The 12,892-nt window shown below is 68.0% G+C and carries 9 protein-coding genes; 5 read left to right on the top strand and 4 right to left on the bottom strand.

Annotated features, from left to right (window positions below; translation table 11 throughout):
* The 4 genes from ACYVKI_RS07570 to ACYVKI_RS07555 form a co-directional block, all read right to left on the bottom strand.
* The coding region (locus ACYVKI_RS07570) for a hypothetical protein (RefSeq protein ID WP_460689735.1) at window positions 1-415 on the bottom strand (415 nt) is incomplete at its 3' end.
* A 542-nt stretch (window positions 416-957) separates the two neighbouring features.
* Entirely contained in the window at window positions 958-2,112 is a 1,155-nt protein-coding gene (locus ACYVKI_RS07565) for a hypothetical protein (protein ID WP_460689734.1), read from the bottom strand.
* Window positions 2,113-2,407: 295 nt separating this feature from the next.
* Window positions 2,408-4,948 carry a LuxR C-terminal-related transcriptional regulator gene (locus ACYVKI_RS07560; protein ID WP_460689733.1) on the bottom strand — a complete coding sequence of 847 codons (2,541 nt, stop codon included), beginning with the start codon at window positions 4,946-4,948 and terminating at the stop codon, window positions 2,408-2,410.
* Entirely contained in the window at window positions 4,945-7,554 is a 2,610-nt protein-coding gene (locus ACYVKI_RS07555; protein ID WP_460689732.1) for a helix-turn-helix transcriptional regulator, read from the bottom strand. The genes ACYVKI_RS07560 and ACYVKI_RS07555 overlap by 4 nt, the downstream gene beginning before the upstream one ends.
* Window positions 7,555-8,092: 538 nt before the next feature.
* Between ACYVKI_RS07555 and ACYVKI_RS07550 the strand changes: the two genes are divergently transcribed.
* The 5 genes from ACYVKI_RS07550 (at window position 8,093) to ACYVKI_RS07530 (ending at window position 12,694) form a co-directional block, all read left to right on the top strand.
* On the top strand, window positions 8,093-9,415 hold the full coding sequence (locus ACYVKI_RS07550; protein ID WP_460689731.1) for an ApeA N-terminal domain 1-containing protein: 1,323 nt from the start codon (window positions 8,093-8,095) through the stop codon (window positions 9,413-9,415).
* Window positions 9,416-9,598: 183 nt separating this feature from the next.
* Window positions 9,599-10,231: a SipW-dependent-type signal peptide-containing protein gene (locus ACYVKI_RS07545; RefSeq protein ID WP_460689730.1), complete on the top strand. Its 633-nt coding sequence runs from the start codon at window positions 9,599-9,601 to the stop codon at window positions 10,229-10,231.
* On the top strand, window positions 10,228-10,866 hold the full coding sequence (locus tag ACYVKI_RS07540) for a SipW-dependent-type signal peptide-containing protein (RefSeq protein ID WP_460689729.1): 639 nt from the start codon (window positions 10,228-10,230) through the stop codon (window positions 10,864-10,866). The genes ACYVKI_RS07545 and ACYVKI_RS07540 overlap by 4 nt, the downstream gene beginning before the upstream one ends.
* 5 nt (window positions 10,867-10,871) lie before the next feature.
* On the top strand, window positions 10,872-12,227 hold the full coding sequence (locus ACYVKI_RS07535) for a S26 family signal peptidase (protein WP_460689728.1): 1,356 nt from the start codon (window positions 10,872-10,874) through the stop codon (window positions 12,225-12,227).
* Window positions 12,224-12,694 carry a hypothetical protein gene (locus ACYVKI_RS07530; protein ID WP_460689727.1) on the top strand — a complete coding sequence of 157 codons (471 nt, stop codon included), beginning with the start codon at window positions 12,224-12,226 and terminating at the stop codon, window positions 12,692-12,694. Before ACYVKI_RS07535 ends, ACYVKI_RS07530 begins: the two co-directional genes overlap by 4 nt.
* The last annotated feature ends 198 nt before the right edge of the window (window positions 12,695-12,892 follow it).

Raw genomic sequence — 12,892 nt, 5'->3', positions numbered from 1 at the left:
TCTCCCCGTTCTCCCCGTTCTCCCCGTTCTCCCCGTTCTCCCCGTTCTCCCCGTTCTCCCCGTTCTCCCCGTTCTCCCCGTTCTCCCCGTTCTCCCCGTTCTCCCCGTTCTCCCCGTTCTCCCCGTTGTCCCCGTTGTCGTAGCAGAAGATGATGTTGCTGATCGCCGGGGGAGCTCCGGTGTCGATCGTGCCCGCGGCGCCGCCCCCGTACGTTCCGGTGCCCTGCCCGGCCTTCACGAGGATCGCGGCCACCACTGGATCGCTCTCATAGTGGAAGACTCCGATGTCGTCCGGGTCCTCCCCCAGCCCCTCGTCGATGGTCACCGAGAGCGAGGTGACGGTCCCGATCTTCGAGGACTCCCAGGGGCCCACGGCATACACATACGTGCCGGCGTCTCCGGTGTCGAGCTTCACTCCCCAGTCGTATCCTGCGGACTGGCATTGGCTGTCCGGGGGCCCTGATTCGCCCTGTCCTGTCGCGTTCGCTGCGAAGGGTACGCTGATCCCTCCGACCAGTCCTACGAGGACTACTGCGGGGAGGTACTTCCTCCTCATGAGAGTTTTCATGACACGGTCCTTCCATCCTTACCGGCTGTGTGCTGATTCGGAGATCAGCTGCGCTGCGGTGCGGATTCCCCGTCCTCTGCTGCGCGTCAAATGACTGTCGCTGCGCGATGACGGTTTCCCCGTGCATAGAGCATTCGGTTGCCTGGGGCCTGGGCCCCAGGGCTTCACTTCTCCAGATGATCGATTCACGCGTGAACCGCGGGCGGATTCCTGTCGTCCTGCGTCTGCGCGTGTCATCGATGCGTCGTGAGGAATCAGATGGCCGGACCGGTCACGGGATTCCCCTGAGTCGCGTCAGTGGGCGCCTACCGGCGCTCAAGCTGTCCTGCGCCTCCCCTTCTCCTCCTTCTTCCCTCCTTCTGTCCTTCTGGCTCGTCGGTGGTCTGTCGTCATGGTGAGATTCGTCCGGACGGTCCTGCGGCTGGGCCAACTGTCGACGTCTCCGGGTCGTCTGCCCGGCGATCCACGATGTCTCTGAGCAGCGGGAGGCCGGCCAGCCGCCTGCCGTCATCCCCCGGGGGGACACCCAGTTCGCGCAGGAGGGCGAGGACCACGACGGCGATCGTCAGCTGGATCAGCAGCCGCAGCTCGCCGGGCCCGCACGAATCCACTCGACCGCTGTGGGTGAAGCTGCTCCGCAGCTTCACCGCCTGCGCCGCCCAGACTGCCGCCGGAACATGAGGAAGCAGGATGTCGTCGAACCGCACCCGCTGCCCGAGGTGTTCGAGTTTCCTGCGCAGGGTCGAGTCCTTCAGCTCCCTGCGAGTCAGGCCTGCCGAGGTGGCGTGCAGCGCCTCTGCGGATCCGAGCAGGATCAGCATCGCCGCTTCGGGGTACTGCTCGACCAGGGCCACACCGGCCAGCAGCATCTCCACTGAGCTCCGGTGCGTGCGGCATGTGGCGTCCCATGCGCCCAGGAGGGCCTGGAGCGGCTGGTCGGCGGCGGTGAACAGCGCCCGGCTCCCGTCCAGGCCGGTGTCCTCGTCACGCACGAGGCGAGTCCCCGGCGCCGTGCAGGTGACCCAGTGGCCACTGCCGGACGTCGACGACGGCAGGTGCGTCCGTGCGCGGAAGGCGATCTCGGGAGTGCCGTGCAGGTGGGTGAAGGCCATCAGGCTCGTCACGGTCCGAAACTGGGCCAGGAGCTCCTCCAGCGAGGCCGGTCGCGAGGGGCTCAGAAGCAGATGAAGCGCAGCATCACCGCTGGCGCGCTCTCCGACCCGTTCGACTGTCAGATGAGAGACCGCCGGCACTCGGGCGGGGCCTGGGGAGGGAGCCTCGTGAGTGTCTGCCCCCAGGGGCAGCACGGCGCCCCATGGGCCGGACCCGAGGCAGAGACAGGTCAGATCAGGAGCCTCGAGCATCATCTCGGCCTCGAGGAACTGGCGGTCACGGGGACCCGGGAACCGTTCGGCCTCCCCGGCGTCCAGAGGGACAGATTCGGCGGCACCTCGGTCATCCGGAGCGGGTGATCGACTCCCCACGGCACCCGGGTGAGTCATGGCGATCCGCAGCAACGATGCGGCAGGAGGTTCCCCATCCATCACGCGATCCTTCCACTGATTCAGCAGTCTGCGGTGATCATCTCCTCTCAACGTAGGCTTGAGCGCGGCCCAGCGGAATCCGTCTTCCTGCGTCGTCTCGATCCTCGGTCTCAGCCTTCCTGCAATGTCCGGCGAGCGACGGCTCCGCAGTGTCCGCGAAGACAGTCTCGGCAGGTCGCGTTCCTTCGCAGAGGGACTCCCCACCGGCTGCGTCATTTCCGCATCTGCGCAGGTCAGCAGGACCTGTCGCAGACACCCCGAAGACCCGGCCGATCCGCAGGCGGCGGCGCTGGATTCAGCAGTGGTGGGGGTCCGCAGAAGGGGCGGGAGGCCCGAGGTGCAGAGCCAGCAGCTCCATCCTGTTCGCGCAGCCGAAACGGCGCAGCATCGTAGAGATCGTGGCCTCCACTGTGCGCGGTGAGATGTTCATCCGCCGCGCGACCTGAGACGTCGTCCATCCTGTGCGCAGGCCATCCAGGACGGCGCACTCCCTGGTGGTGAGGTCGATGTCGAAGGTTCCCAGAAGCGCGCTCGGCTCCTTCCCCTCCCCTGGCCTGGAGTCCAGCACGAGGTTCACCAGCCGAATCCGCAGCGCCCTGTCCATGTCCGCACGACGACCCCACAGACGAGCCAGCAGAGACAGCCCGAACAGGCGAGACCGGGTGGCGATGAGGTGCTCTGCGACGTCGAGCATCCGCTCCGTCGCCTCGGTGCCCTGCGCCTCGGCAAAGAGAGTGGTCAACTGTGGCCTGCCGGGATCCTCTCTCCAGGGGGCCTCCAGCACACGCTGCGCGGCATTCTGCGAGCCGCGCAGCAGCGCGAAGAGCAGCAGGACCTGCTCCTGGACCGTCTCACCCTCGTCGGCGACCCGAGAGACCAGCTCCTCCAGGCGGGCACGGGTGTCCTGCGGTGAACTCTCCTCGGCGAAGAACCGCAGCCCTTCACCGACCTGATGGAGCCAAGGGAAACCCTCGGGGGGCCCGGGAGTCTGCCACGGCTCAGCGGACGGGCTTCCGACACCTGTCAAACACCCGGCCGCGGCCGCCACCAGCATTCGGCTGAACCAGTGCAGGCCGAAGCTGTCTCCGCGGGCATGGATCGTCGCCGCAGAGCGGGCACACTGGTGTGCCAGACGCAGCTGATCATCCTGCAGTGCTGCGATGGCGGCCAGAAGGTCCGCCACACCGGCCAGTGCGGGGCAGCGCAGCCGCCGTTCATTCCACACATCAGTCTCCACCCGAATCATGTCGATCCGCCAGCCCGACGTCGCGGTGATCAGCAGCAGCACCGCCACCGCGCACTCCTCCACGTCGGGATGGCCACCCTCGCGGCGCAGCGCATCGATCAGGCTGGACAACACCTCCCGACCGATGTCGGACTGGTGCCGCAGGCCGAGCAGCGCCCCCGCCCACAACTGACTCAGCAGGGCCTCATCACAGTCCGGGGAGGCTCTGAGGCTCTGAAGCTGGGAGAGGAGTTCCTCTGTGGCGCCAGCATCGAGCGTCGCGGCGCGGATGCTGTCCAGCATCTGTGTCGGAGAGCTGTCGCCGGCGCGGTCTCGCAGACTGGCGAGCAGACCGTGGGTCTTCTCCGGAAGGAAGAGGCGTATCCGTTCGGCCACCAGGATCGCCTCTCGGATCTCCTCGAGACTCGCGTCATCAGGAAGTGCCGCGAGGCGGTCCAGCGCGGCGTCGACGTCGCCGAGCGCATACTCGGCCCGGGCGACGAGTACCTGCAGCCGCGCCGTAGGCGTGCCGCAGAGCGCCACCAGACCGCGCATCATCGTGTACCAGGAGAGCGGCAGCGCCCGACGAGCCAGGTCCTCAGCCACACCGGGCTCAACCCTCTGGTCGACGCGCACACGCCACCAGGTCAGCGCGATGTATGAGGCCTCACCGCCGGAGTCGGCGGGGATATCGCGCCCGCGCTCCTGCCACCAGCGCAGATGGTCGGTCCACCGCATCCGGGTGAGGAGCATGGAGCGCAGCGCTTCGGCGGTGATCCTCAAGTCTGCGTATCCCCGGGGCGCCTGAGCCTCTCGAGCCAGGATCCCCTGGGCCATCAGGCTCCGGCACGCTCCGTCCCCGGAGCGGGTCATCGCATGCTGCTCCGGCAGACGTCCGGCGATCGCAACCAGGGTGAGCAGTTCGCTCTCCTCCTGGGTGAAGCTCATCAAGGACCGGTCCGCCGCGTCCGCGAGCGCCTGGTGCAGGGGGTCCTCATGGCCGTCCCATTCCCAATAGCCAGAGGTCTCCCGGATGACACGGACGTCTTGGGCCAGCGTCAGCAGCCTGTCCGCCAGCACCGGCTGGCCAGCAGAGAGATGGTACAACCGGCGGAGCACCTTCAGGGATATCGCTCCGCCGAGCCGCTGCCGCGTCTGGACGCCGAGCTCCCGGACGCTGAGCGCGCCGGGGATGACGTTGCGCAGTCGGCCGGTGGCCTCGAGATCGAGCAGCCGGGTCGGCAGATCGTGGAAGGATCGCACCACGACGAGCAGACGACGTCTGCGGGCCGTCAGGAGCCCCAGGGCGTCCTCCAACGCCTCAGCAGCGAGGAGTTCCGGCCAGAGCAGCACGACGGGTCCGGCCGCGCGCTGCGGCTCCGGGGTGGGTTCATCGCCATGTTCCGGCGTGACGTCGAAGGTGCCGCCGGTACCGTCGAGGACGCTGGTCGGTCCGGCCCGGTGGAGTTCCTCAACGAGTGCGTCCACGCCCCAATGCCCCGGCAAGTGGAGGATCCACGAGGTTCCGGCGGGGTCGTCGAGGAAAGCGCCGGCCAGCTGATGGGGCAGGCGCAGCTCTGTGGTCCTGATATGGTCGGGCAGCTGGGTCACGCGATCTCCTCCTCAGAACTGAAGAGCCGGGCGCGCAGCCCGGTGCGTGAGCTGACGCCCAGTTTGCGGTAAGTATTGCGCACGTGGCTCTGCACGGTTCGGATGGAGATCCTGAGCACCTCAGAGATCTCGGCGAGCGAGACGCCGTCGAGCACCTGCTCCACGACCTCACGCTCCCTGGTGGAGAGCCCTGCGAGCCGCTGCTCCGCGACGGCCGACAACCCGGTGATCCGCCGGAGTCTGCCGGGGCGATGGTACGTGTGCCAGCCGATTCCACTGCGCGGCCACCAGGCCTCCACCGCCTCGAGCGCCCCACTGAGCCGGACCTCATCATGCCCGCGCCGAGCCCTCAGCAGCTCAAGGATCTCCTCCTCCAGACCGACGGCATGGCCCTGCTCCTCCAATACGGCCAAGGCGTCGTCGCCGAGATCGTGGATCCCCCGCAGGACGACGCATCGGATGACGAAACGTCGCACCACACAGCATGGCGGCGCAGACTCCACGGCCTCCGCGATATGAGCGGCTTCGCCGCGCACGGCCAGACCCAGCACTCGACCCACAGTCATGAGCACGTGCCCCCAATACGTCTCAGCGAAGGCGCCGATCCGCCGCGGAACGAACCCGGTCGGCCCCAGGAGGTCCTCGGTGCGGCCGCCCTCCACGGCGAAATCGAGGGCCTCCAGCAGCGGGCGGCGCACGAATCCCTGTGGGAGCCCCCCGTCATACTGGGCCCAGATATCTTCCATACGGCGACGCAACTCGTCCGTGGGCTCCCCGGACATCATCGCGTGCAGCATCTCGAGCAGCTCGGTGGAGTTGACACGTAGCAGCTTGCGGTCCGGGGATTCGTCGGCGAACCATGCCTCAGGAAGGATGTCTTCCTGAGGCAAGGCGAGCAGCCGGGCCACCCCGAGACTCGAGATCGCCCATGAGGAGACGACGATCGGAGCCCTGCTGAAGGAGACGTCGGAGCAGATCCTCTGGACATGGGCAGCGGCCTCGGCACTTCCGGCGCGCGCCAGCGCGAATGCCTCGACGGCCTGGAGCAGAGTCCGTCCCACCGCCGCGAGGTCGAGTCCGGACACGACCGGCGTCAGTCGAGGCGAGGTGACCGGCCGGTGGGGGTGAGGCATGTCCACGCCGCCGAGTCTCGGCTCCTGCGGATGCTCCGCCTCGGCAGAGTCGTCGGGGCGGAGCGCACCGCGCTGCACCGGATCTGCGCCGCTCCGGTCCTCGTGTCTCCGATGGAACTGCTGGATCCTCTCCAGCGCCCGCAGGAGGTCTTGGGCCTCGGGAGTCTGGCCGACCGCGGCACGGAGAGCCGCCAGGCTCTCGTCACCTGCGATGGGGTCCTCCAGCGAGGTGGTGTGGATGATGGCGATGAGGGCGAGAGCGTTCAGGTCGCCTGTGGCTGCGACCGGTCGGAGCCGACGCAGTGCGTGGCGCGGAGCCCCGGCGACCAGCGCGCAACAGGCTTCGATGGTGATCCGGGAAGCGTCCTGTGCGGGCAACGCCTCGACGACGAACCGGGCTTGGTCCAGCAGGCCGCGCTCGAGCAGCGTCCACCCAGCCTCACGTGCGGAGTCGTCGGGAATCTGGGCGCCCAGGGAGCGGGCATGCAGAACCCCTTCAGACGTGGCACAGGACGTCGGCAGCGGATCCCGGGAGAGGATGAGGCAGTGCCGGTGCACCGGCCTGCTGATCGTGATGCCCTCGGGCCGGATGGTCAGCAGTCCCGCCTCTTCCAAGGGGAAGAGCGCATCCCGCATGATCGGTTCGGCCATCGCCTCGCCCACGGGAATCGTCCCGCGCAGCGCCACCGTACGCAGGACCTCGACGCCGAGTCCACCGAGACGGCTCCGCAGCCGTTGCAGGCAGACCTGAGCGCCGAGGTGGTCCATCCATGGCGGCAAGCGGAGCATGACGCTGCGGGAGTCCACTGAGCCGATCCAGCCTTCCGCGACTCCTCGGCGGGCCAGCCGCATCAGAGTCTCTGGGAGGCCCGCGCTGCAGGCATGGAGGTATCGGGCTACTGCCGACGTCGGCGGCTCTTCGAGCATGTGCGTCAGGCGCTGACGCGTCTCCTCGAGGCTGAGTGGGCCGAGTCCGAGGTGGAGCCCGCGGGGGCTGTTGAGAATCCTGGAGAATCGTCGGGCGAGCTGCGAGGTGGCCGTGCCGGTCATCAGCACTCCTGCCCGCTGTGTGCGTATCAGGGCCTCGAGCGCGATGAGGGAGTCGTCGTCGAGGCGATCGGCTTCGGTGATGACGAGGTAACGCTCCTGGTCCAGCTCGACTCCGCGTCCTTCCAGGAGCGCCGGGACGGCCTCCTGTGCCGATCCCGGGGCGAACCCCAGGGCGTCGAGCCGTCGGGTGAGCGGCAGCCCGGGGACTTCGGAGGAGGCAGAGAACTCCAGGGTGATCCGGGTCTGCGAAGCCGCTTGGGTGAGGAGTCCGACTCGTTCGGTGCCGAGCTGCCCGGAGACCAGAACCACCGGAGCGACAACTTCGGCCCAGTGGTGGAGCAGGGCGGCCTGGGCGAGGGCGAAGGAGCTTCCGCGCCGCGGGCACGGGGCTTCTTCGATGGCGGCGTGGTGGCTGTCGAGCATCACGGGTCCTTCGTCGGCGATCCTCGGACCATCTCATCTCTGAGGTCGGCTCCGTGGCGGAGCGGACCTGTCCTGGTCTCGAGCGCCACGCGCATCCCATCCGAGCCGTCGCTGGACGGAACCTTTCCGCCCAGAAAGTTGGTTCCAGAAACGAAATTATATTCCAAGAATCACTATGACTATACCTTGAAATGAGCACTCATTTCAGGACTGACGCCACTCGACGACCACCGTTGCAGTCCGACGTCCCCGACTCGCCCCTGCGATCACCACCGGCGTGGTGATGTCGAACTATGTCGACACGTCACCGCAGGTCAGCGTGAAGTGACTCGCGAGTTTCGCACCATCACGCCCCACAGTGTTTCAATGAGGCCACTGTGACGGTCGCCCCTGCTCGACGGCTACGCGCGTAAGCTGGAGTCTGGCCAGACTCCCTGACAGGACTGGGACGACCCCTTCCATCCTGACCGCGGCTCCACTCGAAGGAGTCACCCGCAGCGCTGCGGCACACCCATCCGCCCACTGAGGACCATTCACTGTGACGTTGCACAACCCGCTATCGGGCACCTGGTGGCCCGCCACCGGGCCCCGACGGCCCCACCTCGGCACCCTGACGTTCCACACCGCCACCGGAGGACGTCTGGTGCTGGGCCGCACCTCTGCCGACCCGCCCACCTCGACCTCGCCGCCCCCCGACCCGACGGTCGATGATGCGATCTTCCACGGAGCACTCGACTCTGGCACCGAAGGACATGAGGGCGAACCGGTGACGCTGCTGGGCGTCACCGCTCTGGGGCACACGCACCACGCAGGCGAGGAGGCCACCGAGGACCTCGTCGCGGACGTCGTACTGCGGGGCGCCCAGGTGGAGTCAGCTGATGCGCATCACTTTCGGGAGGCCGTCGCCGAGATCCCCGAGCTGGCCCCGTGGATGCATCCGGCACACCAGGACAGCTCCGACCATCCGATACCCAGCACGACCCCTGCGGTGCAGATTTCGGTTCCATGCGTGACCACGAGCAGCCCGGACATGCACGGTTTGCACATCACGGTGGAGACTATGGAGCCCAGCGCCCCTCCCCGGAGCGGTGCTGCGGAGGCCCCCGCCGCGCATCCCCCCGCTCCACCGAGAATGTCAGTTCGCCTGAGCGCCGAGGACTCGGGCCTGTCTGTGAAAGAGATCCGGCGGCATTTCCACGCCTTGCAGGATCTGATCACCTTGGCGACGCTGGCCCCTCCCGCCCCGCTGGAAGTCCGGCTCCAGCCGGGCGACGGCCCCTCTGGGGCGACCCTCTACTGGCGACAGAGCCTCACCAGCGCCGCTCCGAACGCCGCGGGACGATCCCTAGTGTTCTCCTCTGCGGACATTCCCTTCCAGACCGCCCTCCCCCGGTGGTACCCGCTGTACAGGCAGCACCGAGTCGCCGTTGACCTGCTCATGGGGGTGCTGCGCACACCTCACCGCTTCACGGAGATGAACCTGCTGGTGCTCATCGCCTCAGCTGAGGCGCTCTTCGCAACCACTGACGACCGCTCGACACGCCAGCGGAAGGACTCCACACTGCGGATCAAGCTGGCGGCCATGGCCGATCGGGTGTCTCTGGATGGGATCGTCGGCATGAGCCTGCCTTCCCAGGAGTGGGCAGACCGCGCCGCCCGCGCGCGGAACTCCTTCACCCACACGGGGGAGGCCGCCGGATACTCCCCCTCGCAGCTGCGGGAGCTGATCGGCATCTCCGTGACCGTCGTAGTACTCAATCTGCTGCGTGACCTGGGGATTCCCGCCAGCGCCTGGCACCGTGGCCTGTCCCACAACCCCCTGCTGCGCCGTCTCTGCCCTGCCCAGCATGTCCCGAGCTGAGTCCGGCGATCCGCCCGAAGGCCCAGCGACAGGGAGAACTGGCCACGCAGAACAGATGTCTCCGCAAAACTTCTCGCGAACCCTTGCCTGAAAGCAGTTAAGCGCATTACATTCGGCAGGACTGCTGGGGTCGAGTTCATCGATGACTGAGGCCCCGCACATCGCCACGATGAGGGGAACCCCATGACTCAGAACCGCGTTGCCGACCAGAACACCACTCGCCGCCGCAAGGTCCAGGCCGTGCTCGCCGGGGGGCTGGTCCTCGGCGTAGGAGCCGCTGTCACCCTGGCCGCGTGGAACGACTCCGAGTTCGCCGAAGGACTGTTCGGCTCAGCATCGTTCAACTTGGAGGGTTCCACTGACGGGAACACCTACGACGACCACGCCACCACCGCCGAGGCCGCCACACTGAGCTTCGCCGCGGACAACATGACTCCGGGACAGACGGTCTATGCCCCCTTCTGGCTCCGTCTGGACGCGGACACCACGATCGATGGGACCGTGGAGGCCGCCGACGGGATCAGTGTGGTCTCCTCCAGCGGGGAGAACGCGGAGAACCTCTCCTATGAAGTCTTCGCAGACCCTGACACCTGTGACGCCGCGGGGGCCTCCTTGGGGACCTCGGTAGCCTCCGGCGCGGACCTGAGCACCGGCCTCGGCAGCACGACGACCTTCAGTCTCGAGGCCGGCGACGGCACCGCAGGTGACCCGGTGCTGCTGTGCTTCGAGGTCTCGGCCAGCGCCGAGGACTTCGCCCAGGATGACACCACCGAGGTGACCTGGGAGGTCACTGCGACCTCCGCCGACGACGCATGACAGACCGGGCGCTCACCACTCGCCGGGAGCGCCGCCGTCGCCGCAGTCGGCATGTCCTCTCCCGAAGGCTCCGCGCCCTGATGGCCGGAGGGCTGGTCCTCGGCGTCGGCGCCTCAGTCACCCTGGCGGCGTGGAACGACTCCGAGCATGCCGGCGGAGCGGTCTCTGCCGGGCACTTCACCCTGGAGGGCTCCACGGACGGAACGGCCTTCTCGTCCACGACTTCGGAGGCTCCCCACCAGCTGAGCTTCACCACCACGAGCGACCTCATCCCGGGGGCACGCACCTACGCCCTGTTCAGTGTGCGGACCACCTCAGGTTCCATCGGTGGGACCGTCCAGCTGCAGGGCGACGACGGCAACACCGGGACCCTGTCCTCGGCGCTGACCTACGGGGTCCGGGCCGTCACAGGTCCGACCTGCACCGCATCGGCCTTCGGAGAAGGCTCCCCGGTGGTGCCGCGAGGAACTCCCCTGACCGGTGATGCGGACGCGGAGCAGCCGGTGGCCGCGGACCAGGGCTCAGTGGTCCATTACTGCCTGGAGCTGACCATGTCCTCGGAGGCGCCGAACTCCGTCCAAGGCACCACGGCCACCCCGCAGTGGCACGCGGTGGGCGCCAGTTCAAGCGAGTGACCCCGATGGCCAAAGTACGGCATGTGTTGCTGGAGGCCCTCCTGTGGCTCGCCTCATTGGCGGGCCTGGGTGCGATCGTGCTGGTCATCTGCGCGCATCTCTTCAGCGTCTCACTGATCCTGTTCCGCACCGGCTCCATGGATCCGACGATCCCGCAGGGCTCCGCTGCCGTGGTGCGTGAGATTCCGGCCGAGGAGGTCTCAGTGGGCGACGTCGTCACGGTGGACCGGCCCGGTGCGATGCCAGTGACTCACCGAGTGACCTCAGTAGGCCCCGGCGAGACCGACGCCGAGCGGGTGATCACCATGCAGGGCGATGCCAACGACTCCGAGGACCCGCACCCCTACACGGTGACGGAGGTCCGCGAAGTGCTGTGGTCGATGCCAGGGCTGGCCCAGCCTATCCACCGGATGGGCGATCCCTGGATGATGGGCACCATCACGGTGGCCGCAGCCCTGCTCGTGGGCTGGGCGTTCTGGCCGCGGGACGACAGTGCGGTCGCGGGAGCGCACCGCCATAATGCCGAGGCGACCGACGACGCGGCGACCAGCTGCCATCATCGGCCGCGCCACGCCGGCCGAGCCAGCACGGCGGGCGCCTCGATGTTGCTGGCTTCAGCGCTGGGTGTCGGGATGGCCGGTGCGTCTCCGGGAGCGCCTGCCGCCGACGCTGCGGCGGCTGACCAGCAGGAGCCCGTCGTCGAGGTGATCCAGGGGGAACATCTGCGGCTGACCTCTGCCTACCGTCCGGCGTCGTCACGGAATCTGACCCCCGGAGATTCGACGCTGTGGGAGGTGGGCATCTCCGTGGACGCCCCGGATCCGGGGCTGGTGCGGGCCGCGATCAGCGGCTCCGGGGACGTCCCGCTGCACGTGCAGGTGGAGTCCTGCCTCCAGCCCTGGCAGCAGCCTGCCGGTGACGATGCTGCGGATGCCGGCGAGGCTTCCACCTGCGCGGAGGGGCGTCAGATGCTGCGCCCCAGTGGGCCGGTGGTCCACGACGGGTCCATGGAATGGCTGCTGGAGCACAGCACGGACGAGGACCGGTGGCTGCGTCTGGCGGTCTCCCTGCCACCCGACGCTGGCCCGGCGGCTCCGGGGGCGCTGTCCAGACTGCGGGTCCACGCGCAGGCTGAAGGCGAGGAGCTCTCCACTGCTCCCCCGCCTTCCGCGCCGGGCCAGGACCCGGCGACAGGGGAGGTGCGCCCCGTGGAGGAGGGGCTGGCCAGCACCGGGGCCTCCGTCCTGCTGCTGGCGTGTGTGGCACTGCTGGCCATGGTGGTGGGCAGGATGCTGCTGCTTACCCGCGCACGACGGGACCGCCGGGAACAGCTCCTCCGGGACCAGGGGGTGCTCCGGTGAGACGCTCGTCGGCCAGCCTGACGGTGCTCGGTGTGCTCGCCCTCGGGGCGTCGGCAGCCACCGCCCCTGTGGAGCAGACGGAGGCTTCCTGGACCCATGAGCAGCCGGCCCGCTCCGCGGACCTGGTCGCGGCGACAGTGCCCCCGGTGGCGAGCCTGAGCTGCACCGGCTCGCTCCTGCTGGGAAGACTGACGATCAACTGGGCACACCCCTCGGGATCACTTCCCCGCGAGGGCTACCAGATCCAGCGCTTCGCCTCTGCCTCATCCACCACTCCGACCCATACATTCACCGTCGGGCCGAACGCCACCCAGTACGTCAACAGCAACCTGAGCCTGTTGAGCACCTCCCGGTGGGAAGTGCGCACGATGGGCCCTGGTGAGTGGGTATCGGCACCATGGGCGATGCAGGTGACCCAACTGGCCACGGCTCTGAACTGCACACCGGAGTCCGAGCCGCGGAGCTGAGGGACGGGTTGCACGCGGGGAACGCTCAGCCCAGATCTGCGAAAAAACCTGACCAGGAACTGTTGTCTGGGCGAATGAAACCTTGAGAGTATGGCGCTGTTCCCGGAAAACGGGGACATCATGACTCGTCACGGAGGGGGAATCCCGACGTGAAGGAAGGGTGGTGCCCTATGGATGGATTGCTGGAGACGATTCTCG

Source organism: Nesterenkonia suensis, from assembly GCF_054782935.1.
This window is presented reverse-complemented; position numbering and strand designations above follow the sequence as displayed.